Source organism: Mesorhizobium sp. 01N446 (assembly GCF_056399285.1).
The window spans coordinates 763,792-786,341 of sequence record NZ_JBFTRA010000001.1 but is presented as its reverse complement, the minus strand read 5'-3'; the positions used below and the strand labels follow the sequence as shown (position 1 = coordinate 786,341).

Sequence of the window (22,550 nt, the reverse complement as noted above, 5' to 3'; positions counted from 1 at the left end):
AAAGCTCTGGCCGCGCAAAAAACTCCGGGCCGCAAAGCCCGGAGTTTTTCGTTGTGCGGAGCAAAGCCGTCAGGCCGTGGCGGGCTTGAAGGTCAGCGCCACGCCGTTGATGCAGTGGCGCAGGCCGGTCGGCGCCGGACCGTCGTCGAAGACATGGCCGAGATGGCCGCCGCAGCGGCGGCAATGCACCTCGGTGCGGGTCATGCCGAGCGAGCGGTCCTCGGTCTTGCCGATGCCGTTGGCGATCTCCTGCCAGAAGCTCGGCCAGCCGGTGCCGGAATCGAATTTCGTCTCCGAGGGATAGACCGGCAGATCACAGCCGGCGCAGGCGAAGGTGCCCTTGCGGTGCTCGTTGAGCAGCGGGCTGGTGCCGGGATACTCCGTGCCTTGCTTGCGCAGCACGTCGAAGGCGGCCGGTGACAGGATGGCTTTCCATTCGTCGTCCGTCTTGGTGATCTCGAATTTCTCGGCGGCCAGCGCGGGCTGCGGACCGCCCATGCGCAGCAGGGTCGCCGCGGCCCCGATGACGCCGATAGCGGCGGCGCCGCTCAAGAGAAAGTCGCGACGGTTCATGACCAGTTCCTCCGGTTGTTCCTTTTGCCAAACTATACCGCCACGCAGAAATCAAAAGCCGGTGACGGTTGCCCTCAAACGACACTCCGCGCCGGTCCACGGTTGACCGTGGGCGGCGCGGAGCACGCGTGTCGTCTGCAGGTCACGGGAGCGGGACGATGCAATCGACGGAGGGCTCTTGCTGCAGGTTCGGCGCTGCAAGCCCTTTGTTACATTCCAGGGCCGATCACATCTTCGGGAGCAGAACCTTGTCGATGACGTGGATGACGCCGTTGGACTGCTCGACATCGGCGATCGTCACATTGGCGACATTGCCGTTCTCGTCGGTGACGGTGACCTTGCCGCCCTCGGCCTTGAGCGACAGCTCGCAGCCGCCTACGGTCTTGACCTTGTGCGTGCCGCCGTCGGCTTTGGCCATCGAGGCCACGTCCGCCGCCATCGCCTTGGCGCCGATGACATGGCAGGTCAGGACCTTGGTCAGCTTGTCCTTGTTCTCAGGCTTGAGCAGCGTGTCGACCGTGCCGGCCGGCAGTGCCGCGAAGGCCTCGTTGGTCGGCGCGAAGACGGTGAACGGGCCGGCGCCCTGCAGCGTGTCGACCAGGCCGGCCGCCTTGACCGCGGCGACGAGCGTCGTGTGGTCCTTCGAATTGACGGCGTTCTCGACGATGTTCTTCTGGGCATACATGGCGGCGCCGCCGACCATCGGGTTTTCGGCATAGGCAGCGGTGGCAAGCGCGGAAACGGCGATCGTACCGGCAAGCAAAAGGGTGGCGTATCTACGCATGATGTTCAAACTCCTCGGGTTTCTCTTCCCATTTTTGGGGACGCGAGGAGATACGGAACACAAATGCACAAGTTTCAGACTATTTTGGATTTTTGAAGTTTTCGCTCTGGCAAAGAGATTTGCCCGGCATAATGGCTTGCCGGCCCGCGTTTCATTTTAGACATACGAAACGCAAGATAGATTGGAATTATTCTGGCAACGAAAGAGACGCAGGTCAGATGCCCTTGAGGTCGCCAGCGGCAACCACCGGTCCGGTCGGCTGCCCGGTCGGCGAACCGCCTGAAGGCTCCAGGCTGACGGCCAGCACCGCGCCCTGGGCGAGCTTCTGCTGCGTGGCGGGCGAGACCCCGATATGCACGGTCGGGCCGGCCGGGATGACGCCCATCGAGACCGGAGCGTTCTTGCCCTCGATCATCCAAAGTTCGAAGTCCTTGCCGGAAGCGAGCGTGCCGGAAACGTGCGAAAGGCTGACGTCATGCCGCTCGGAATCATAGACGGCGAGATATTTTACATCGCTGCCGTCGGCGGCCAGCGAGGCGACAAGCCGCGCCTGCGGCTGTTCAGCCGGCCGATTGACATAAGGCACGACGACATAGAGAGCCAGGGCAGCGACAGCCGCGACGGCGAGGCCGCGCCAGAAGGCGAGGCTGGACCAAATTCCGCCGCTTGGTGCGGCAGAGGTTTGAGCGGTGCTCGAGAACAGCCGGCGATCGACAGCCGCCTTCACCGAGGCCGGCGGCTCGACCTCCGCATAGCCGGCGGCCAGCGGCGAGAGGTGAACCTCCCAGCCATCGACGAGCCGCGCGAAATCGGTCTCGGTGTCAATGCGCCTGGATGCGATCTGCCGCTCTTCCACCGGCAGAACGCCGAGAACGTATTCGGCGGCGAACAGGTCGTCGCCTCCACGTTCCGGTCCATTGTCCTCTGCCAGTGTCATCTTTCCAGACATTCTCTAAGTTTCATCAGGCTGCGGCGCAGCCAGGTACGCATCGTGTTCAGCGGCACGCCGTGGCGCTCCGCCAGCTCGGCATAGCTTTCGCCCTTGAGATAAGCGCCCCGAACGGCCGCCGCCCGGTCCTTCTCCAGCTCCTCTAGACAATGGTGGATGCGCTCGGATTCGTCGCCCGCCACCACCATCGCTTCAGGTCCCGGTGCCGGATCGGCCACGTCGAGCGCGGCATCGATATCGGCGGCAGGCTTGCGCCGCGCCCTGACGCGATCGATCGCGTGGTTGCGGGCGATTGCCGCCAGCCAGGAGATCGGGCTGAGATCGGATACGGCGAAACGATCTGCCTTCGTCCATATCTTGACGAAGACTTCCTGCAGCGCTTCTTCAGCATCTCCCCGGTCGTTCAATACACGAAGGCATACGCCGAAAAGTTTCGCGCTGGTCTGCCGGTAGAGCAGATCGAACGCGGCCCGATCCTTCATCGAAGTCCGGACGATCAGCTTGGTGATGTCCTGCGGCGTCATGCGCGCCAAGTTAGGCGATTGCGTTGTATTTGCAACGGCGGAAATATTCCGTCCACCTAAAGTCCCGGTGTCCTGGCGCAGGCTTCGATTGCCAAGGGATCAGCCGCTGGCTAGCTTGGCGGCAATGGGGAAGCGCCGATGTCGGTCGAACGGATCCTGTGGGAAGAAGACGCGACCGGCCTCGCCGGCCTGGTGCGCAAGGGCGAACTTTCGGCGATCGAGCTGACCGACGCGGCGATCGCGCGCGCCGAGGCCACAAGGCCCGAAATCAATGCCACGGCCGAGCCGCTCTACGACGCCGCGCGGGCGCGGGCAAAAGCCATGGACCGCGCGCTGCCGCTGGCCGGTGTGCCCTTCGCCATCAAGGATCTCGGCATCGCCATCAAGGGCGTGCCCTCGCATGGCGGCAGCCGCATTCCGGCCTCGGTGCCCGACGTCAATTCGGTGATGACCGAACGCTATCTCGCCGCCGGGCTGATCCCGATCGTCACCTCGACATCGCCGGAACACGGCCTGCGGCTGATGACCGAATCCAAGGCCTTCGGCATCACCCGCAATCCCTGGAACACCGGCCACACCAGCGGCGGCTCGTCGGGTGGTGCGGCGGCCCTGGTCGCCGCCGGCGTGGTGCCGGTGGCGCACGCCTCCGATGGCGGCGGCTCGATCCGCGTGCCTTCCGCATGCACGGGCCTGGTCGGCCTCAAGACCTCGCGCGGTCGCGTCCCGCTGACGCCGCTGGTCAGCGAAAGCTGGTACGGCATGGTGGTCGACCATGCCGTCACCCGCTCGGTGCGCGATAGCGCGTTGCTGCTCGATCTCACCCACGGTCCCGATCCGCTGTCGCCCTATGCCGCACGTGAGCCGAAGGGCACGTTCGCCGCCGCCGCCGCGCGCGATCCCGGCAAGCTCAGGCTCGCCGTCTACCGCAAGTCGCCGCTTGGCCTGCCGATCTCGGCCGAGACGATGAAGGCGCTGGACACCGCGGTGGCGCTGGCGCGCGAGGGCGGCCATACGGTCGAGGAGATCGACCTGCCCTTCATCGGCCGCGATTTCCTCGCGGATTTCTGCAGGACGGTTGCTTCGGCCGTCGCCGGCATGCTACGGGCCGAAACGCTGCGCGTCGGCCGTCCCGTGACCGGCGACGTCGAGCGCACCACGCGGATCCTCGGCCGGTTGGGCGAAATGGTCTCGGCCGGCGAGATCTATGCCGCCCTGCAGCGGCTGCACGCCGCCTCGCGCCGGATGATCGAGGAAACGGCGCAGTATGACGCCGTGCTGATGCCTGTCATCGCGCACCCGCCGCTCGCCTGCGGCGCCATGGATCCGAAAGGCGCCGACGAGCTGATCGAAAACCTGCTCGACAAGCTTCACCTCACGCCTTTGCTTAAGCTGAAACCGCTGTTCGGCCAGCTGATGGACAAGAGCCTTCTGTTCACCCATTGGCCGGCGATCCACAATGTCAGCGGCCAGCCGTCGATCGCGCTGCCCGTCCATGTCACCGATGCCGGCCTGCCGCTCGGCATCCAGGCCGCCGGCCGCCCGGGCGACGAGGAGACGCTTTTGTCCTTCGCCGCGCAGATGGAGAAGCTTTCGGGTTGGCTTGGCCGCAGGGCGCCGCTGATGGTGCCTTCGCGATGACGACGTCGTGAGACGGTCGAATATGACAGCAATGCCATTTGCCCCCCGCGCCAATTCCCGCTAAGACGCCGCCGTCTTTACCTGATGCATGCCGCCCAAAAGTGCCCAGCGGTTTTGGGGCAACGACATGCATAAACTAAAAAGCCAGGGAACCGCCCGATGACGGACATCGCCGCCACCGCCGAAATGCAGGCCGCCCTGCTGTCACGCGCATTGCCCTACATGCAGCGCTACGAGCACAAGACCGTGGTGGTGAAATATGGCGGCCATGCCATGGGCGACATCGAGCTCGGCAAGGCCTTCGCCCGCGACATCGCGCTGCTGAAGCAGTCTGGCGTCAATCCGATCGTCGTTCATGGCGGCGGGCCGCAGATCGGCGCCATGCTGACCAAGATGGGCATTGAATCCAAGTTCGAGGGCGGGCTGCGCGTCACCGACCAGAAGACGGTCGAGATCGTCGAGATGGTGCTGGCCGGCTCGATCAACAAGGAGATCGTCGCGCTCATCAACGCCGAAGGCGAATGGGCGATCGGCCTGTGCGGCAAGGACGGCAACATGGTGTTCGCCGAAAAGGCGCGCAAGACCATGATCGACCCCGATTCCAACATCGAGCGGGTGCTCGATCTCGGCTTCGTCGGCGAGCCGGTCGAGGTCGACCGTACGCTGCTCGACCTGCTGGCGCGTTCCGAAATGATCCCGGTGCTGGCGCCTGTCGCGCCTGGCCGCGATGGCCACACCTACAACATCAACGCCGACACGTTTGCAGGTGCTATTGCTGGCGCTTGCAAGGCCTCGCGCTTGCTGTTCCTGACCGACGTTCCGGGCGTGCTCGACAAGAACAAGAAGCTGATCGACGAGCTGACCGTCGCCGAGGCCAGGGCGCTGATCAAGGACGGTACGGTCTCGGGCGGCATGATCCCCAAGGTCGAGACCTGCATCGAGGCGATCGAGCGCGGCGTCGAAGGCGTCGTCATCCTCAACGGCAAGACGCCGCATTCGGTGCTGCTCGAACTCTTCACCGAACACGGCGCCGGCACGCTGATCGTGCCCTGAGGCGACTCCTGCGTCGCCCGCCACCGGCCGATCAGGCGGGCTGGGGGATGCGTGCTATGACCTTTATCTCGAAGTCGAAGCCGGCCAGCCAGTTGACGCCCACCGCGGTCCAGTTCGTATAGGGCGGTTCGCCGAACACTTTCAGGCGGACGGCGTCGATCGCCTGCCACTGCGCGGCGGGATCGGTGTGGAACGTGGTGACGTCGACAATGTCGTCGAACGTGCAGCCGGCGGCCTTCAGCACGGCCGCGAGATTGTCGAAGGCAAGCTGGACCTGCTTTTCGAAGACGGGCTCGGGTGAGCCGTCCTCGCGGCTGCCGACCTGGCCGGAGACGAACAGAAGGTCCCCCGAGCGGATCGCCGCCGAATAGCGGTTGATGTCGTAGAGAGCCTGCCGGCCGGCGGGGAAGATTGCGTCGCGTTTGGTCATTTTCACTCCATTCAAACAAAGGCAGGCCCGATCTCTCGACGATCGCGGCCTGCCCAATTTACATACGCCCCGTATGCCGGATGTGGGTGCATACGCGGCGTATGTCAATATGCATACGCCGCGTATTTTTGTGAGATGATGAGAGCCGGTCAGGCGCCCGGCGAAATCGCGACTGCGGCTTCGGCCGGCTTGCGCGGCGGACGTGCGACGGTCATCGATTCCTCTTCCGCGTCCTGCGGCACGCCCCAGAACTCGGCGAGCGTCGGCCCGTCCTTCACCCTGCCGTCGCGGGCCAGAAAGCCCCAGACCTCGCGGAACCAGACGCGGCGGCCCATTTTCGTGTACCAGCGCATCGAGTGCCGCTGCTCGGGGTCGGGGTGGAACAGGATGCGCGCCAACGCTTTCGGCCGCGACTGCACGGCAAGTTCGATGAGCTTGACGCTGAAGAACAGCATCCACGGTTTCAGCCGCGTCATCTGCAGCACCTGGTGCTTGTAATCCCACAGCCGGGCATCTTTCTGGATCACCTTGCGGTCGCGCGCGATGCGGAAGAACGGCGTCCAGCGATGCGGCGTCACATAGAGCGCCTGGATCTGGTCGGGATCATAGGCGATGAGCTGGCGAAAGCCGCGCCATAGGTCGCGAAATCCCTCATCCTCGAAGCCGGCCACCCAGGTTGCCATCGACAAAATGCCGTGCTTGCGCAGCAGCCTTATCGCCTCGCGGTCGGACGAGGTGCTGCCGCCCTTGCGGATCAATTGAAGCGTCTGCTCATCGGTGTTTTCCATGCCGAGCAACCAGCGGATGACGCCGGCCTTGCGGCAGAGATGCAGGATGTCGGCATCGCGCACGATGTCGTCGGCACGGGTGGAGCCGACGATCAGCACCGGGACGTTCTCGGCGATCAGCGCGTCGAGAAAGGCGCGCCACGCCTTCTTCGAAACCGTCGGGTTTTCGTCTGCGAGATTGATCAGTTCGACGCCGTGCTCGCGGTGCAGCCAGGCGATCTCCTGCGCGAATCTTTTGGGATCGCGATGCCGCCAGCGGGTCCAGAAGCCGCGCTGGCCGCAATAGTTGCACAGATGCGGACAGCCGCGCGAGAACTGCATGACCACGGCGCGCTTGCCGCCCCAATAGCTGTAACGGCTGTGGTCGATCAGCTCCCAGCCGACACGGTAGGCGTCGAGTTCGGCGATGGTCATGGCCGCCTGCGTGGCGAAGGGGCGGCGCAGATCGTCGCGAAAGGCGATGCCGGCGACGCTTGCCGGCGGCTGGTGCATTTCCAGCGCCTCGACCAGCGCCACCACGGTCGCCTCGCCCTCGCCGCGCACGATGAAGTCGAAGACGTCCGTTCCCGCCAATATGTCGCGCCAGTGATAGGTCGGAAAGACGCCGCCATAGATGATGATGGTCGCCGGCTCGCGCTGCTTGACCATCCCGGCGATCAGCAAGGCGGTCGGGTGCGCCGAGGTCGAGCCGGAATGGCCGATCAGGACGAAGTCCGGAACGTCATGCAGAGCGTCGCGCACCACATTGTCGAGCGGTATCGGCCCGAACTCGGCATCGACGAGCCGCACCTCATGACCGGCATCGATCAGTGGCCCGCCGATCGCCAGCAGGCCGAGCGGCGGCAAATGATTGTCCGGCACGYGGCTGCCGATGGCGGTGTGCGGCGGATTGATCAGGACGATTTTCATGGCGGACCTCCGAGCGAGTTGGTCCGCATATGCTGGCCAGCGATGTGGACGCCCGATTGGCCCACTTCAGCAGTTTGCGTGCAGCTTTTCCGCAGAAGTGCTGGAGATGCCGCTACTTCCTAAGATGCGCCAGCGGCACGTGGCCGGGGCCTTTGATGTTCTGCAGCACGAGCTGCGTGTGGACGTCGCGCACGCCGTCGAGCCGCATCAGCCGGTGCATGACGAAGGCGTTGAGCTCGTCGACCGACGGCACCATCACATGCAGCAGGAAGTCGTGGTCACCGGTCATCGTCCAGCACGACGACACCTCATCCATGCGCTGCACCGCGGCGATGAACTTCTCCGGCGAGCCGTCGCTGTGGCTGACCAGGCGCACCTGGATGAACACCTCGACCATCAGGCCGACCGCGCGGCGGCTGATGACCGCGGCAAAGCCCTTGATGATGCCGGCATCCTGCAGTGCTTCGAAGCGCCGCGCACAGGGCGTCGTAGACAGGCCGATCTCTTGCGCCAGCTCGGAGACGGGCTTGCGCCCGTCGCGTTGCAAGACATCGAGCATCTTGATCTCGAAATCGTCGAATTGAGGCATTTTCACTCCTCTGAGGCACAATTTGAGTGAATATTATCCCGATTATCGCAGGCGAGCCATGATCAAAACCAAATTGCCTCGCCAGATCCGGTTAGCCTCCGGGGCACGTCTACCATTGCCGATTTGCGAGGAGAAAAACCATGACGACGATGAGCGTTGCCGAATATGCCCGCGACTGCGCGGCACAGGGGTTGCGCGGCGACTATTCGGTCTGCCGTGCCGATTTTACCGTGGCTCAGGGCTATGACTACAGCGCCGAGGAGCAGGCGGTGTGGGGCACTTTGTGCGACCGCCAGACCATGTTGACGCGCAAGCTCGCCCATCATTCCTATCTCGACGGCGTCGAAAAACTCGGCCTCATCGACCGCATTCCCGATTTCGACGAGGTCAGCGCCAAGCTCCGCAAGCTGACCGGCTGGGAGATCGTCGCCGTGCCGGGCCTCATTCCCGCCGCCCCCTTCTTCGACCATCTCGCCAACCGCCGCTTCCCGGTCACCAACTGGCTGCGCACCAGGCAGGAGCTCGACTACATCGTCGAGCCGGACATGTTCCACGATTTCTTCGGCCACGTGCCGGTGCTGTCGCAGCCGGTGTTCGCCGACTTCATGCAGATGTATGGCAAGAAGGCCGGCGACATCATCGCTCTCGGCGGTGACGAGATGATCACACGGCTCTACTGGTACACGGCCGAATACGGCCTGATGCAGGAGGCCGGCCAGCCGCTGAAGGCCTTTGGCGCCGGCCTGATGTCATCCTTCACCGAACTGCAATTCGCCGTCGAGAGCAAGGACGCCCACCATGTGCCTTTCGACTTGGAAATGGTGATGCGCACTGGCTACGAGATCGACAAGTTCCAGCGCGCCTATTTCGTGCTGCCGTCCTTCGACGCCTTGCGCGACGCGTTCCAGACCGCCGATTTCGCGGCGATCGTCGCGCGCCGCAAGGGCCAGCCGGCGCTCGATCCGGCGACGGTCTAAACAATTCCAGGAAGCGCGTCGCATGAAACCTTGTCAACGCGACGCGCTTTGGATGGGCTACTGCATGGCGGCGGGGTTCATCCACAGGAACTCCCAGACGTTGCCGTCCGGATCCTCGATGTGGCGGTTGAACATGAAGCCGAGGTCCTGCGCGGGGTTGGGATCGGCACGGCCGCCTGCCGCCACGCCCTTTTCGATCGTGGCATTGACCTCGTCCTTGCTGCCGGCGGTGAGTGCGATCAGCATCTGGCTGTCGCGCCTGGCGTTGCCGATCTGGCGTGCCGTGAACTGGCCGTAATGCTGGTGCGTCAGCAACATCACTCCGATCGCATCGGAGAACATGATAGAGCTGGCCTGGTCGTTCGAGAACTGCGGGTTCAGCGTGCCCCCGATCGCGAGATAGAAATTGGTCGCTGCCTGCAGATCGCGCACCGGCAGATTTATGAAGATCATCTTGGTCATCGGTCTAAGCCTTGCCTTCGTTGACGGGTACTAGTCAGTCTAGTACTGTGGTCGTGACTATCATGCGGGAACGGTACCGTCTAGTACTGGACAGGGGGATTCCATGGAAATCGACGGTGAGACCAGATCGGCACGCAAGGATCGTGAAATCATCCAGGCGGCCACGTCGGCGTTCATCAGCAAGGGTTATGACGGGACCAGCATGGAGGAAATCGCCACCAAGGCGGGGGCTTCCAAGCAGACCGTCTACAAGCATTTCACCGACAAGGAGACCCTGTTCGGCGAAGTCGTTCTGTCGACCGCCACCCAGGTCAACGACATCATCGAGTCCGTGACGACGCTGCTTTCCGAGGCGAAGTTCATGGAAGGCGGCTTGCAGCAGCTAGCCCGGCGTCTGATAGCCGTTCTCATGGATGAGGAGTTGTTGAAGCTGCGGCGCCTGATCATCGCCAATGCGGATCGAATGCCGCAGCTTGGCCGCAGTTGGTACGAAAAGGGCTTTGAGCGCATGCTCGACTCGGCAGCGTCCTGCTTTCAGAAACTCACCAATCGGGGACTGATAAAAACCAGTGACCCCCATCTGGCGGCCAGCCATCTTTTTGGAATGCTTCTCTGGATCCCGATGAATGAAGCCATGTTCACGGGAAGCAACCGGCGCTCCAAGGCCGAGCTGGAACGGCATGCGGATGCCTCGGTGGAGGCGTTTCTTGCCGCCTATGGAGTCCAGCCGAAATAGTCCCGTTTCCTGCCGACATGCGCAGCAGCGCCGCCAACACACCCGACGCAGCTATCGCTCGGGGGTGGCCGATCCCTCCGCCTTCAGCCGCGTAAGCTGGGCGCGCTGCAGGTCGAGCGCGGCGTTGACGAAGCGTGATATGGTCGCGAGCTCAGCGTCGCTGAAGGTGGCGATCACCTTCTCGCCCTCCTTGGCGATGGCGCCGTAATAGCGCGCCGACAGTTCCCGCGTCGCCTCGGTCGCTTCGATCACCACCTTGCGCCTGTCCTCGAGACTGCGCGTGCGCGTCAGCAGGCCGCGCGCCTCCAGCCGGTCGATCAGCGCCGTCACCGCGGCCGGCGTCAGCCCGGTTGCGGTCGCGATCGCGCCGGCCGATTGCGGGCCGCCATAGAGCAGCCCGATGCAATGTCGCTCGGCCATGTTCAGCCCGAGCCGCGTCCCCACCGCTTCGTCATAGGCCTGCGTCGCGTCCTGCCATTGCATCACGGCAAGGCCGATCGCGGCCGTCATTTCGTCGCGATATCCGCTTGACGAATTTATCTCGATCATCTAACTATCAATCCGTCGAACATTTAGACTATCGCAGCAATATGCGGCCGCAGCGCCGACAAGGCAAGGGCCTGGCCGCCGACAAGGAGTGAAAAAATGAGCTTGATTCAACAACGTACCCCTCTCTCCCACGAGGATGAATTCAAATACGCCAAGCTGGCGATGGAATGGTATGGCTGGGGTTCTCCCATCGGCCTCGGCATCCTGCTCGTGGCGCTGGCCGCGGCCGCCGTGCTCGTGCGTATCGCCATCTACGGCCTGTGAAGATGGCCGTCACCACCCCCTCGGCATTGTCGGTCGCCATCATTGGCGCCGGCGTTGCCGGGCTGGCCCTTGCCGTCATGCTTCGCCGGCAAGGGATTGGCGTCTGCCTGTTCGAGGCACGGTCGCGCGAAGATTTGAGCGAAGGCGTCTTCCTCACCTTGGCGCCCAACGGCATCAATGCCTTGCGCGCGCTCGGGCTCGCCGAACGCGTAAGCGCGCTGGGCATTCGCACCCTTGGCTTCGAGATCATGAACGCCGCCGGGCACCGGCTCATCCATCTCGACGAGCGGCAGGCAATGCGCGAAGCGGGCGCCGAAAGCATCACGCTGCGGCGCTCGGACCTGCTCGGCGCGCTGCTGGATGAAGCCCTGGCGCTTGGCGCCGATATCCGTTTTGGCCATGCGGTCACCGAGATCGAAGACCAGCCTGATTGCGTGCGCCTTGCCTTCGGCAATGGCGTTGCGGTCGATGCCGCATGGCTGGCAGGTTGCGATGGTGTCTGGTCGCGCGTCCGCCGCGTCTGTTTTCCGGCCTCTCCCGATCCTGTCTATACCGGACTGACCGGCGTCGGCGGTGTGGTGGAACTGCCCTTTGTCGAACCGACCGGCGGCCTGATGCGTATGGTGTTCGGCAAGAAAGCCTTCTTCGGCTACATGAAACCGGAAGACGGGCCGGTATTATGGTTCTCGTCCTTCCCGCTGGACGAGGATGCCGCCCTGGCGAGACCCGATCCCTTGCATCTGGCGGCAACAGTTCGCCAGCTGCATGCCGGCGATCCCCGGACGATCCGTCAGATCGTCGAGACCGTCACGCAAATCCCGCGCACCTACCCCGTGTTCGACATGCTGCATCTGCCAAAATGGCACACCAGGCGGGTGATTCTTCTGGGCGATGCGGCGCACGCCGTCTCGCCGCATTCGGGGCAGGGCGCATCGATGGCCGTCGAGGACGCCGTCGTGCTGGCCGCGTGCCTGGATGCGACGCCGCTGCCGGCCCAGGCCTTCGCCGCCTTCCAGGCGCTGCGCCAGGACCGCGTCGAGCATATCGTCAAGGTCAGCCGGCGGATCGGCTCGCAAAAGCAGGTGAAAGGCCGCGTCGCTTTGTTCCTGCGCGACCTGATGCTGCCGTTCTTCATCCGCTTCGGTTCGCGCACGACCCGCGCCATGACGCGCTACCGCGCCGACCTGGCGCCGCTCGAAAAACCATCGACCTGACGAGCATCCGCGCCCGTCGCGGGCGCGGATGTTCCAGGCTGCTCAGACAGCGACCACCTTGCTCAGATGGTCGCCCAGCCGGCAGGCCAGCGCGGTGATCGTCGTCGTCGGGTTGGCTTGACCGGACGTGCAGAACACCGAGGAGCCGCCGACATAGAGATTGTCCATGCCGTGCACCTTGCAGTTGGCGTCCACCACGCTCGTGGTGACGTCGGTGCCCATGCGCGTGCCGCCCATGTGATGGTGTCCGGCGGTCTCCTCGTTGGTCGGATAGTCTTCGCCATTGGCGATCCAGTCCATGAGACGGACGCGGCCGAGATCCTTCTCGATCAGCGTCGTGCCGAATAGCTTCAGGCCTTCGACGAGCGTGCGCCGCTCGAGTTCCGATTTCTTCCAGTGCAGCTCGATGCGCGGTACGCCGGCATGGTCGACATCGGTCTTCGACAGCTCGATCTGGTTGGAGGCCAGCGGCGCCTGTTCCCAGGCGACATAGAGCTGCGCCGCGCAGCGCAGGTTCTGGCTGAGCTGATAGGCGACCCATTCGGCCATGTCGGGCGCCGTGCAGGCGAGGTCGGCAATGACATGCTTGACGCCGGCATAGGGTGTCTCGATCAGCCTGATGCCGAAATTCATGATTTGCAGACGCTCCATCGCGGCCAGCGTCGGCGAGAAGAAGGCCTCGTTCACGGCATCGACCTCGAACTCGCCGTAGTCGGCCAGGATGGCATTGCCGCCCTCGAAGGTCGGATGCTCCATCCAGTAGCGGCCAAGTGCCGTGGCGTTCGGCACCACGCCGCCGTTGGAGCGCTGGTTCGACCACAGAAGCAGCCGCGAATTCTCCAGTCCGCCGGTGCAGACGATGAAATAGTCGGCGCTGAAGGCGCCGGCGTCCTGGCCGTTGGACCATAGTTTGGCGCCGGTAACCCGTTTGCCGTCGCCGGCAAGCTCGGTGGCATAGGTGTTGAGCACGACGGCGATGTTGCGGCTCTTGTCGAGCTCGTCGGCGAATTTCTCGCCGAAGCGCACCGCCGGGCTCTTGATCAGCTGCACCCAGCGTATGTCGTCCGAGATCGGCACATCGGGCCGGAAGTCGGGAAGTTCGAGGATATCGTGCACCTCCGGCAGATAGGGCTCGATGTCGGCGCGGCGGATCGGCCAGCCGGTGTCGGGCGCCCAGGCCTTCGGCTCGAAATCCTGCTTGTCGAGGACGCGGCACCAGCCGGCCCAGTGGTTGGAGCTGCCGCCCATATAGCGCAGCCGCGTGATGTCGAGGTCGAAATAGAAATCGCCGACCGTGGTGCCGCGGTAGAAGTCCTGCGACTCGTCGCTGAACTCCCGCGAGCCGGCCTCCAGCACCACGACCGGGATGCCGGCGGCGCCCAGCTTGCGGGCAATGGTGGTGCCGGCCGGGCCGGAGCCAAGGATGCATACCCTAGGTTTGAAGTTGGCGGCGCGATACGCCTCATAGCTGTCGAAGATCATGCCAGGTCGCTCCGCTTCAGGATCCAGCCATTGACCTCGACGATTTCATTCGGGTCGGCCCGCGATTGACCAGCATTGGCCGCGTCGGCCTCGGGCAGCTTGCGGAACAGGGACAGGGCAGGCAGGGCGATCAGCGCCTGCACGAGTGTGCGGCGCGACATTTTCTTGAAGAAACTCATGACAGGTCTCTCGGATAGGGGCTTCGATGCGCGCATGACATTCCCCGAACGGCACACGCGCCGTCACAGAGGCCAGTATCGTGCCAAGCCAGGCCTCGAAGCAGTGAAAAGGCCGCCAGGCGGTACAACCGAATGCAAACAGGGTTAGAAATTCCTTAACAGGCCGGGTGTGCCGGGCTGGCCGCTCAGGCGGCCGCGGAAATGTCGGTATCGAGGATCGTCAGGTTGCGGCCGCGATGCTTGGCCTGGTAGAGGCGCCGGTCCGCCGCGCGCATCAGGTCAGATACGTTGACGTCCTCGCCGCAGACTGTGCCGCCGATGCTGACGGTCAGCGGAATGGTCCGTTCATCGACCGGCCTGAAGCGGATCAGCTCGACCTCGCGGCGAATGCGCTCGGCGACACGCTTGGCTTCCTGCTCGGTGGCCCCGACCAGAAACGCGCCGAACTCCTCGCCGCCGATGCGGCCAAGCACATCGCCGCTGCGCACGCCGCGCTCGATGGCGCTGGCAATCAGCAGCAGCGCGTCGTCCCCGGTCAGGTGGCCGAAACTGTCGTTGATCTTCTTGAAATGATCGGCGTCGATGATCAGCAGCGCGCCGCGGTCGGACTTGCGCCGGGAGCCGTCCAGGGCGGCAAAGAAGCTTTCTCGGTTGAGCATTCCGGTCATGTCGTCGCGGCTGGCCTTCTCCGACAGGCGGCGGTGTGCGGCGGCGAGCTGGGCGTGCGCCCGGGCCAGTTCGCGGTGCGCGTTCTTCAATCTGTCGCTCTGCCAGAAGGTGCTGGCGCAGGCCACCCATGCAAGCACCAGCGGACACAGCGTCGAGGTCAGCCAGATCGTTCGGTTGACCGGGAATCCGAGCGCCGGAACGATGATCAGCGTCAGAAGAAGAGAGGCGGCTACGGAAGCGAAAGCGATAGCGGCGGATTTCAGAATGATGCTGTTCATCGCAGGCTCCCCACAGGACTGTCTCTGTGCCAGCAAGCCCTGAAGGCCACCTTTCCCGGTTGCTTAAAATTTGAATCGTGCGGCCATTTATGCCACTAAAAGCGCGTGGAAGTTGTGGATAAAGTCTCTTTCAGAATCCGCGTTTCATGCCATAAGGAGCGCATGACCACGCAGCCTGATCCCGCCCGCTTCGCCCATGTCACCGACTGGGTGTTCGACCTCGACAACACGCTCTATCCGCATCATTCGAATCTGTTCTCGCAGATCGACGTCAAGATGACGGCCTATGTCGGGGAGTTGCTGTCGCTGCCGCGTGAGGAGGCGCGCAAGCTGCAGAAGGAGCTTTATCTCGAATATGGCACGACGCTGAACGGGCTGATGACGCGCCATGGCATCGATCCCGACGATTTCCTCGAGAAGGTGCATGACATCGACTATTCATGGCTGGTGCCCGACCCTGTCCTGGGCACCGCCATTCGCCAGCTTCCAGGCCGCAAGTTCATCTTCACCAATGGCGATTGCAAGCACGCCGAGCGCACCGCGCGCCAGCTCGGCATCCTCGACCATTTCGACGACATCTTCGACATCGTCGCCGCCGGCCTCAACCCCAAGCCGGCGCGCCAGACCTACGAGAAGTTCGCCGCGCTGCACGCCGTCACCGGCCACAATGCGGTGATGTTCGAGGATCTTGCCCGCAACCTGGAGGTGCCGAAGGCGCTGGGCATGACCACCGTGCTGGTGGTGCCGCGCAATTTCGAGCCGACCTTTGCCGAGATCTGGGAACGCGACCCCGCGCAGGAAGACGACGTCGATTTTGTCACCGACGATCTGGCGGGGTTTTTGACGGGGATAGTCGCAGGGCAGTAGGGCAGTAGGGCAGTAGGGCAGTAGGGCAGTAGGAATGCGTTCTCGTGCTCTGCTTTCCAGATCGATTTCCCCTACTGCCTTACTGCCCTACTCCCTTACTCCCCTAACTTGTAGAACCGGCTGACAATCCCCCAGGCCTCGTCGGCGGTGTCGACGAAATCGATGATGTCCTGGTCGCCGGGGCTGATCGTGCCTTGCTCGGCGAGGAAATCGAGGTTGATGGCCCGTTTCCAGAAGGATTTGCCGAACAGGATCACCGGCACGCGTTCCATGCGTCCGGTCTGGATCAGCGTCAGCGTCTCGAAGAACTCGTCCATCGTGCCGAAGCCGCCGGGAAACACCGCCACCGCCTTGGCGCGCATGACGAAATGCATCTTGCGGATGGCGAAATAGTGGAAGTTGAAGCACAGCTCCGGCGTCACATAGGCGTTCGGCGCCTGCTCATGCGGCAGCACGATGTTGAGCCCGATCGACGGCGCGCCGACATCGTCGGCGCCGCGGTTTCCCGCTTCCATCACGCCGGGGCCGCCGCCGGTCACCACGACATATTCGCGGTAGTATGAGGCGGCTGACTGCTGCGAGCACAGGCGGGCGAATTTGCGCGCCTCCTCGTAATATTTGCTGTTTTCCTCGAGGTTCTTCTTCTGCGTCTCGTTCTTGGCCGCCCAGGCCTCACCGCCGGGTTCGGGCAGGCGCGCGCCGCCGAACAGGATCACCGTCGAACGGATACCGCGTTCGGCCAGGATCATTTCCGGCTTCAGGAGTTCGAGCTGCAGCCGCACCGCGCGCAATTCGCGCCGCGTCATGAAGTCGGGATCGTTCCAGGCAAGCCGGTAGGTCTCGGCCCGCGTCTGCGGCGTGTCCGGAACGCTTTTCGACCGCTCCAGATCCTCGTCCGAATGCGGCAGCGGCGTCCACCCCGCCTTTTCCATAGGTGTCATCAAATTACCCGTCCAAATTTCCTTGACTGCGCCGTCCCATGACGCAGGTGCGATTGACCCCCATGGAGCCTTAACATAAGCAGGTTCCGCAGAAGTATCCGGCGGTTTTGCCACAAGAACCTGCTTATGCAAGGACCCAAGCAGGCGAAGCATGCCTGGGGTCCGCGCGACTTTCAAAACAGGTTAAGGCGCAGCCCCTTAACAGCTTGGTAATGGAGCGAATTCATGTCGAAGCCCGATCTGGCGAGCCTCGAAAAGACCATCGAGAAGGCCTTCGAGGAGCGCGACACGATTTCGACCGCGACCCGCGGCGAGACGCGCGACGCCATCCAGTCGGCACTCGACCTGCTCGACCGCGGCGCCGCCCGCGTCGCCGAACGTCAGCCCGACGGCAAGTGGCACGTCAACCAGTGGCTGAAGAAGGCCGTGCTGCTCTCCTTCCGGCTCAACCCGATGGAGATCATCAAGGGTGGCCCGGGCGAGGCCGTCTGGTGGGACAAGGTGCCGTCGAAGTTCGACGGCTGGGGCGCCGTCGATTTCGAGAAGGCGGGTTTTCGCGCCGTGCCGTCGTCGATCGTGCGCCGTTCCGCCTATGTCGCCCCGGGCGCCGTGCTGATGCCGTCCTTCGTCAATGTCGGCGCCTATGTCGACACGGGCACCATGGTCGACACCTGGGCCTCGGTTGGTTCCTGCGCCCAGATCGGCAAGAACGTGCATCTGTCGGGCGGCGTCGGCATTGGCGGCGTGCTGGAGCCGATGCAGGCCGGCCCCACCATCATCGAGGACAATTGCTTCATCGGCGCGCGTTCGGAAGTTGTCGAGGGCTGCATCGTGCGTGAGGGCTCGGTGCTTGGCATGGGCGTCTTCATCGGCCAGTCGACCAAGATCGTCGATCGCGCCACCGGCGAGGTCTTCTATGGCGAAGTGCCGCCCAATTCGGTCGTCGTCGCGGGCTCGATGCCCGGCAAGCAGTTTCCAAACAACGAGCCCGGCCCCAGCCTCTACTGCGCCGTCATCGTCAAGCGCGTCGACGCCAAGACCCGCTCGAAGACCTCGATCAACGAATTGCTGCGCGATTGATCTTTCCGCCGGGCGGGCGCACCTTCCGCCGGCGCGACAATCCGTCGCGCTGGTTCAACATGGAGGGGTGACATGGACTGGAAATATCTGCTGACCAGCTATGAGGGTCGCATCAACCGCGCCAAATTCTGGGCTTGCGTGGGCGTCATTTTCGTCGGCGCGGTGATCGCGATGATCCTTGACAACATACTGGGCACGACATTCAACCGAATGCCGTACGGCTTTATCTATGTAATCTACTCGCTCGCCATGCTCTATTCGGTCTTCGCCGTCTACGCCAAGCGCTGGCACGATCGGGGCAAGTCCGGTTGGTGGAGCCTGATCATCCTGGTGCCCTTTATCGGCGCGATCTGGTTTTTGGTGGAATGCGGCATTCTCGAAGGCTCCAGGGGCGCCAATCAATACGGACCGGACCCGCTTGCCTGACAGTTCAAATCTCACCTGGCTTTTCTTCAAGACATCGGGCCGCGTCAGTCGCGCGGCCTATTTTCTTGGTGGCCTGCTCGTCGCCATCATCCAGGCGTTCCCGCTCTACCGCTTCACGCTGGTGCCGGAAGGCTCGGCCGAGAGCAACATGTGGTCGTTCATCTTCTTCATCGCCTTCATTGCCTCGCTGTGGTCGAACATCGCGCTGGCGGTGAAGCGGCTGCACGACCTCGACAAGCCGGGCATTGCCGCGCTGATCCTGTTCGTACCGGTCGTCTCGATCATCGCCTTTCTTGTGTTGTGCCTGTTTCCAGGGCAGCCTGGGCCCAACCGCTATGGCCGGCGCACCAACGAGCCGGCACAACCCTAGAGCCGGATGATCTCAGGTCGAATCGACCTGAGATATGAATCCGGCTCTAAATCAAAGAGATAGAGCATGATGTCGTCCGAAAATCGCTTCACACTTTTCGGCATCATGCTCTGAGGGCCGATCGGACATGCGCTACCGCACGCTTGATCCGAAACTGATCATCGACACCGCCGAACGGCTCGAGGAGCGCGTTGCCGAGCGCTTTCCCAATGCCGGGCTGCGCGGCGTCGCCGCCGAACTGGTGTCGCTGTCGCGCGACCTGGCCAAGGCGGCAAAGGCGCTCGAGGAGCCAATCTGGTGGCTGCGCGGCCTGATCATCGCCGCTGTCCTCGCCGGCGCGCTGATCTTCCTGTTCGTCGGCACCATCCTGCCGCTCATCCACATCTCCCAGGCCGACGATGCGGTGCAGTCGGTGCAAGGCATCGAAGCCACGATCAACATGATCATCCTTGCCGTGCTCGGCCTGCTGGCGCTGGTCCGCACCGAGGAGCGAATCAAGCGCAAGCGGGTGTTTCGCCAACTGCACGGCCTGCGCTCGCTGATCCATGTCATCGACATGCACCAGCTGACCAAGGATCCGGCGGCACTCTCGGCCAATTTCAAGCCGACGGCGCATTCTCCGGCCCGCATCACCAATGCCGCCGATCTGGCGCGCTACCTCGACTATTGCTCCGAAATGCTGTCGATCACCGGCAAGATCGCCGCCCTGTTCGCGCAGTCGGTCAATGACGACGTCGTCATCGACGGCGTCAACGACATCGAGAACCTAGCGTCCAATCTGTCGCGCAAGATCTGGCAGAAGATCACGCTGATCGAGAACCATCCGGCGGCACAACCTGTTCCGGCGCCAGGCCCGGCGGGCCAAGCCGCGCCGCTTCCGCGGCGCGCACCAAAGCGGTAACGCTTTTCAGGAGCGGCGCCGGCGTCCCCGTTCTTTCGGCGAGGCCCAGCACAGCGCCTTGCAGTTCGCCGATTTCCGTCGGCCGGCCGCGCTGCAGATCGTCCCACATCGACGAGCGCGCCTGCGGGTCGATCGCCAGCATGCGCCGCGCGAGCCGTTTGAACAGCCAGTCCGGGAGCCGCAGCACCTTCGGCAGCAGCGCCGGCCGCAGCCCGGCGATCCGCGCCGGCACAATGCCAGAGGCCTTCATCGCCCGCAGGGCCTCGTCGATCTGGCCGGCCAGGATCAGCCGCCAGCGGCGGTCGGCGAGTTCGCGCGCCAGCGGCAGGTCCGACAGCGCCACCAGCGCGTTGTTGAGGTTCATCAGAAGCTTGCCCCAGAGCACGGCCTTCATGTCGCCATGCGTCTCGACCCCCAGCCCTTCGACATTGAGAAAACTGGCGACATCGAGAAGACCGGCAAGGCCACCGTCCTCGATCATAACCTTGCCGTCGCTGGCGCGGTGGACGCGCAGCGGCAATTCGCCATCGGGCGATTGCACCAAGTTGAACGGCACCATGCCGGCCAGCACGATTCGTGGGCCACACCCGGCGCGCAGCCTGTCGGCATTGTCGACGCCGTTCTGCAGGCTGACCACCACCGCATCGGGACGGGCATGGGTCTCGATCAGCGCCGCCATCTCCTGCGTCGCGCCGCTCTTGACGGTCACCAGGATCACATCCGCCTGCGGCAGTGCGACGGCGGGATCGGCGGTGATCCCGAACCCGTCCGGCTTGACCAGGCGATCGCGGCCCTCGAGGTCGCTGATGCGCAATCCGCTTTGCCTCATCGCGGCCTCGATGCGCGGCCGGGCCAACATTACAACCCGCCGCCCGGCGAGCGCCAGGCAGCCGCCGACATAGCAGCCGATGCTGCCGGCACCGGCGATGACGATCCGTTTTTCCCCGTCTGCCATCTCTTGCTCCGCACCGGCCCGACTATACGACATGAAAACCATAATGTCGGCGGCATCGTCTGCCATTGGGCTGGCCCCTATGTCTGCCCGTGACAGGCCCACCGCTTTCGATTATCGCTTTTGCCATGACGCTGCCGACCGACCCCGCCGCAAACCTCGCCGCCCTTATCCGTTGCGCCTCGGTGACACCAGCCGAAGGCGGCGCGCTGAGCGCGCTGGAAGCGATGCTGAAACCGCTCGGCTTCCTGGTCGACCGGCCGGTCTTTTCGGAAGACGGCACGCCCGATATCGAGAACCTCTATGCAAGGCGGTCCGGCAACGGCCCGCATCTGATGTTCGCCGGCCATACCGATGTCGTGCCGGTCGGCGATGAAGCTGCCTGGACGCATCCGCCTTTCGCCGCCGAGATCGCCAATGGCGAGATGTATGGCCGTGGCGCCGTCGACATGAAGGGCGGCATTGCCTGCTTCATTGCGGCGATAGCGCGCCATGTCGAGAGCAATGGCGGTCCTAAGGGCTCGGTGTCGCTGCTGATCACCGGTGACGAGGAAGGCCCGGCCATCAACGGCACCGTCAAGCTGCTCGAATGGGCCGCTTCCCGGGGCGAGAAATGGGATGCCTCGATCGTCGGCGAGCCGACCAATCCGGATGCGCTCGGTGACATGATCAAGATCGGCCGGCGCGGCTCGCTCTCCGGTTCGATCACGGTCAATGGCCGCCAGGGCCATGCCGCCTATCCGCAGCTTGCCGACAATCCGGTGCGCGGGCTGATCGGCCTGGTCGATGCCTTGCTGCATCCAGTCTTCGACAAGGGGACCAGGGATTTCCAGCCGACCAATCTAGAGGTCACCTCCATCGATGTCGGCAATCCGGCCACCAATGTCATCCCCGCGAAGGCGACCGCGACCTTCAACATCCGCTTCAACGACACCTGGACGGCCGAGACCGTCCAGGCCGAAATCCACAACCGGCTCGACCAGGCGGCGAAGCGCAAGAAGTACCGGCCGGGCAAGAAGACGCCGGTCGACTACGACCTTGTCTGGCGCGACCGGCCAAGCCATGTTTTCCTGACCCGCGACGACAAGCTGGTCGACACGCTTGCCGGCTCGATCAAGGCGGCGGTCGGCAAGCAACCGGCGCTGTCCACGTCGGGCGGCACGTCGGATGCGCGCTTCATCAAGGATTACTGCCCGGTGGTCGAATTCGGCCTGGTCGGCAAGACGATGCATATGGTCGACGAGCGCGTCTCCCTTGCAGATCTCGAAACGCTGACGCGGATCTATCAGCGTTTCATCGAAGACTGGTTCGGGCAGGGCTGAGCAGCATGCTTTCGGCGGATGAAACCCAAGCTTCGCTGACCGGTGCCTGGCGACTGATGCTCGGCAAGGTCGACGGCCTGCGCCTGCTCGACCTGTCGGCGGACGGCTTTTGGAATTCCTTCTTCGCCATTGTCGTTGCCGCGCCGGCGCTGATCGTCGGCTGGGTCGGCATCGCCAACGACATCGGCGATCCCAACGCTTTCGTGGGCCGTTTCGGCATGCTGTTGCGCCTGGCAACGGTCGATATCGGCTCCTGGGTGCTGCCGCTGGTCGTGTTCGCGGTGGTCGCGCCGCGCGCCGGCATCGGTGGCCGCTTCGTCCACTATGTCGTGGCCAGCAACTGGGCCTCCGCCATCACCGCCTGGCTGATGCTGCCCTCGGCGCTGATCAGGCTTTTCATGACGTCGGCAAGCCAGGTCTCGAGCCTTGTGTCGCTGCTCTTGTTTGCCCTGTCGATGGCGCTGACCTGGCGCATGACCAACGCCACGATCGGCAAGGGCGTGGCGGTCGGCACCGCCGTTTTCGTCGGCATGTTCATCGCTTCGCTGCTGGTGCTGTTCGGGCTGCAGATGCTGCTTGGCATCACCGTGCCGGACGATATCGGGGCCCAGAGCCTTTCTGGGCCATTCCCGGGGTAGAGCCTC

General features: G+C 63.8%; 27 protein-coding genes. 13 read left to right on the top strand and 14 right to left on the bottom strand.

Going from position 1 to position 22,550, the window contains the following annotated elements; all coding sequences use genetic code 11:
* Positions 1-69 precede the first annotated feature (69 nt).
* The 4 genes from msrB to AC1DPX_RS03660 form a co-directional block, all read right to left on the bottom strand.
* A complete protein-coding gene (msrB, locus tag AC1DPX_RS03675; protein WP_202356865.1) occupies positions 70-573 on the bottom strand; it encodes a peptide-methionine (R)-S-oxide reductase MsrB in 504 nt (167 codons plus the stop codon).
* A 226-nt stretch (positions 574-799) separates the two neighbouring features.
* Complete coding sequence (locus AC1DPX_RS03670; RefSeq protein WP_202361127.1) at positions 800-1,357, bottom strand: fasciclin domain-containing protein; 558 nt, start codon at positions 1,355-1,357, stop codon at positions 800-802.
* A gap of 214 nt (positions 1,358-1,571) precedes the next feature.
* A complete protein-coding gene (locus AC1DPX_RS03665; protein ID WP_477235745.1) occupies positions 1,572-2,294 on the bottom strand; it encodes an anti-sigma factor in 723 nt (240 codons plus the stop codon).
* On the bottom strand, positions 2,291-2,830 hold the full coding sequence (locus AC1DPX_RS03660) for a sigma-70 family RNA polymerase sigma factor (protein ID WP_202356863.1): 540 nt from the start codon (positions 2,828-2,830) through the stop codon (positions 2,291-2,293). Before AC1DPX_RS03660 ends, AC1DPX_RS03665 begins: the two co-directional genes overlap by 4 nt.
* Positions 2,831-2,968: 138 nt before the next feature.
* Here AC1DPX_RS03660 and AC1DPX_RS03655 point away from each other — a divergent pair, with 138 nt between their 5' ends.
* The gene (locus AC1DPX_RS03655) at positions 2,969-4,468 is read left to right on the top strand and encodes an amidase (protein WP_477234629.1); all 1,500 of its coding nucleotides are present in this window, start codon (positions 2,969-2,971) and stop codon (positions 4,466-4,468) included.
* A 159-nt stretch (positions 4,469-4,627) separates the two neighbouring features.
* Entirely contained in the window at positions 4,628-5,521 is an 894-nt protein-coding gene (gene argB, locus AC1DPX_RS03650) for an acetylglutamate kinase (protein ID WP_056573602.1), read from the top strand.
* Positions 5,522-5,552: 31 nt separating this feature from the next.
* Here the strand turns inward: argB and AC1DPX_RS03645 are convergent, their stop codons facing one another.
* The 3 genes from AC1DPX_RS03645 to AC1DPX_RS03635 all read right to left on the bottom strand — a co-directional run bounded on the left by AC1DPX_RS03645 (position 5,553) and on the right by AC1DPX_RS03635 (position 8,237).
* On the bottom strand, positions 5,553-5,951 hold the full coding sequence (locus tag AC1DPX_RS03645) for a RidA family protein (RefSeq protein WP_477234627.1): 399 nt from the start codon (positions 5,949-5,951) through the stop codon (positions 5,553-5,555).
* Between the two features lie 149 nt (positions 5,952-6,100).
* Entirely contained in the window at positions 6,101-7,648 is a 1,548-nt protein-coding gene (bchE, locus tag AC1DPX_RS03640; RefSeq protein WP_477234625.1) for a magnesium-protoporphyrin IX monomethyl ester anaerobic oxidative cyclase, read from the bottom strand.
* A gap of 112 nt (positions 7,649-7,760) precedes the next feature.
* The gene (locus AC1DPX_RS03635) at positions 7,761-8,237 is read right to left on the bottom strand and encodes an Lrp/AsnC family transcriptional regulator (protein ID WP_095788497.1); all 477 of its coding nucleotides are present in this window, start codon (positions 8,235-8,237) and stop codon (positions 7,761-7,763) included.
* A gap of 140 nt (positions 8,238-8,377) precedes the next feature.
* Between AC1DPX_RS03635 and phhA the strand changes: the two genes are divergently transcribed.
* Entirely contained in the window at positions 8,378-9,214 is an 837-nt protein-coding gene (gene phhA / locus AC1DPX_RS03630; RefSeq protein ID WP_477234623.1) for a phenylalanine 4-monooxygenase, read from the top strand.
* A 57-nt stretch (positions 9,215-9,271) separates the two neighbouring features.
* Here phhA and AC1DPX_RS03625 read toward each other — a convergent pair whose 3' ends face one another.
* Positions 9,272-9,676 carry a VOC family protein gene (locus AC1DPX_RS03625; protein WP_477234621.1) on the bottom strand — a complete coding sequence of 135 codons (405 nt, stop codon included), beginning with the start codon at positions 9,674-9,676 and terminating at the stop codon, positions 9,272-9,274.
* 103 nt (positions 9,677-9,779) lie between these two features.
* Here AC1DPX_RS03625 and AC1DPX_RS03620 point away from each other — a divergent pair, with 103 nt between their 5' ends.
* Complete coding sequence (locus AC1DPX_RS03620; RefSeq protein WP_477234619.1) at positions 9,780-10,412, top strand: TetR/AcrR family transcriptional regulator; 633 nt, start codon at positions 9,780-9,782, stop codon at positions 10,410-10,412.
* A 51-nt stretch (positions 10,413-10,463) separates the two neighbouring features.
* Here AC1DPX_RS03620 and AC1DPX_RS03615 read toward each other — a convergent pair whose 3' ends face one another.
* A complete protein-coding gene (locus AC1DPX_RS03615; protein WP_477234617.1) occupies positions 10,464-10,961 on the bottom strand; it encodes a MarR family winged helix-turn-helix transcriptional regulator in 498 nt (165 codons plus the stop codon).
* Positions 10,962-11,057: 96 nt separating this feature from the next.
* Between AC1DPX_RS03615 and AC1DPX_RS03610 the strand changes: the two genes are divergently transcribed.
* Both AC1DPX_RS03610 and AC1DPX_RS03605 read left to right on the top strand, forming a co-directional pair.
* Positions 11,058-11,225 carry a hypothetical protein gene (locus tag AC1DPX_RS03610; protein WP_010912744.1) on the top strand — a complete coding sequence of 56 codons (168 nt, stop codon included), beginning with the start codon at positions 11,058-11,060 and terminating at the stop codon, positions 11,223-11,225.
* 2 nt (positions 11,226-11,227) lie between these two features.
* On the top strand, positions 11,228-12,439 hold the full coding sequence (locus AC1DPX_RS03605; RefSeq protein ID WP_202356854.1) for an FAD-dependent oxidoreductase: 1,212 nt from the start codon (positions 11,228-11,230) through the stop codon (positions 12,437-12,439).
* Positions 12,440-12,481: 42 nt separating this feature from the next.
* Here the strand turns inward: AC1DPX_RS03605 and AC1DPX_RS03600 are convergent, their stop codons facing one another.
* The 3 genes from AC1DPX_RS03600 to AC1DPX_RS03590 form a co-directional block, all read right to left on the bottom strand.
* Positions 12,482-13,921 carry a GMC oxidoreductase gene (locus AC1DPX_RS03600; RefSeq protein WP_477234615.1) on the bottom strand — a complete coding sequence of 480 codons (1,440 nt, stop codon included), beginning with the start codon at positions 13,919-13,921 and terminating at the stop codon, positions 12,482-12,484.
* Entirely contained in the window at positions 13,918-14,100 is a 183-nt protein-coding gene (locus AC1DPX_RS03595) for a hypothetical protein (RefSeq protein ID WP_477235743.1), read from the bottom strand. The genes AC1DPX_RS03600 and AC1DPX_RS03595 overlap by 4 nt, the downstream gene beginning before the upstream one ends.
* Before the next feature lie 185 nt (positions 14,101-14,285).
* Positions 14,286-15,047: a GGDEF domain-containing protein gene (locus tag AC1DPX_RS03590; RefSeq protein WP_202356851.1), complete on the bottom strand. Its 762-nt coding sequence runs from the start codon at positions 15,045-15,047 to the stop codon at positions 14,286-14,288.
* Between the two features lie 162 nt (positions 15,048-15,209).
* On the opposite strand from AC1DPX_RS03590, the gene AC1DPX_RS03585 reads away from it, so the two are divergent.
* On the top strand, positions 15,210-15,914 hold the full coding sequence (locus tag AC1DPX_RS03585; RefSeq protein WP_477234613.1) for a pyrimidine 5'-nucleotidase: 705 nt from the start codon (positions 15,210-15,212) through the stop codon (positions 15,912-15,914).
* 95 nt (positions 15,915-16,009) lie between these two features.
* Here AC1DPX_RS03585 and AC1DPX_RS03580 read toward each other — a convergent pair whose 3' ends face one another.
* Complete coding sequence (locus AC1DPX_RS03580) at positions 16,010-16,855, bottom strand: LOG family protein (protein WP_081296171.1); 846 nt, start codon at positions 16,853-16,855, stop codon at positions 16,010-16,012.
* A 225-nt stretch (positions 16,856-17,080) separates the two neighbouring features.
* Between AC1DPX_RS03580 and dapD the strand changes: the two genes are divergently transcribed.
* The 4 genes from dapD to AC1DPX_RS03560 all read left to right on the top strand — a co-directional run bounded on the left by dapD (position 17,081) and on the right by AC1DPX_RS03560 (position 19,632).
* Complete coding sequence (dapD, locus tag AC1DPX_RS03575) at positions 17,081-17,935, top strand: 2,3,4,5-tetrahydropyridine-2,6-dicarboxylate N-succinyltransferase (RefSeq protein ID WP_202356849.1); 855 nt, start codon at positions 17,081-17,083, stop codon at positions 17,933-17,935.
* A 72-nt stretch (positions 17,936-18,007) separates the two neighbouring features.
* A complete protein-coding gene (locus tag AC1DPX_RS03570) occupies positions 18,008-18,361 on the top strand; it encodes a DUF805 domain-containing protein (protein WP_477234611.1) in 354 nt (117 codons plus the stop codon).
* Positions 18,354-18,731, top strand: a complete 378-nt coding sequence (locus tag AC1DPX_RS03565; RefSeq protein WP_202356847.1) for a DUF805 domain-containing protein — start codon at positions 18,354-18,356, stop codon at positions 18,729-18,731. Before AC1DPX_RS03570 ends, AC1DPX_RS03565 begins: the two co-directional genes overlap by 8 nt.
* Positions 18,732-18,858: 127 nt before the next feature.
* Positions 18,859-19,632, top strand: coding sequence for a hypothetical protein (locus AC1DPX_RS03560; RefSeq protein WP_202356846.1), 774 nt, complete (start codon positions 18,859-18,861; stop codon positions 19,630-19,632).
* On the opposite strand, the gene AC1DPX_RS03555 is transcribed toward AC1DPX_RS03560, so the two are convergent.
* A complete protein-coding gene (locus AC1DPX_RS03555) occupies positions 19,535-20,587 on the bottom strand; it encodes a 2-dehydropantoate 2-reductase (RefSeq protein WP_477234609.1) in 1,053 nt (350 codons plus the stop codon). The two genes, AC1DPX_RS03560 and AC1DPX_RS03555, sit on opposite strands and share 98 nt — an antisense overlap.
* A 125-nt stretch (positions 20,588-20,712) precedes the next feature.
* Here AC1DPX_RS03555 and dapE point away from each other — a divergent pair, with 125 nt between their 5' ends.
* Positions 20,713-21,906, top strand: coding sequence for a succinyl-diaminopimelate desuccinylase (gene dapE / locus AC1DPX_RS03550; RefSeq protein ID WP_477234607.1), 1,194 nt, complete (start codon positions 20,713-20,715; stop codon positions 21,904-21,906).
* Positions 21,907-21,911: 5 nt separating this feature from the next.
* Complete coding sequence (locus tag AC1DPX_RS03545; protein ID WP_477234605.1) at positions 21,912-22,544, top strand: transporter; 633 nt, start codon at positions 21,912-21,914, stop codon at positions 22,542-22,544.
* The last annotated feature ends 6 nt before the right edge of the window (positions 22,545-22,550 follow it).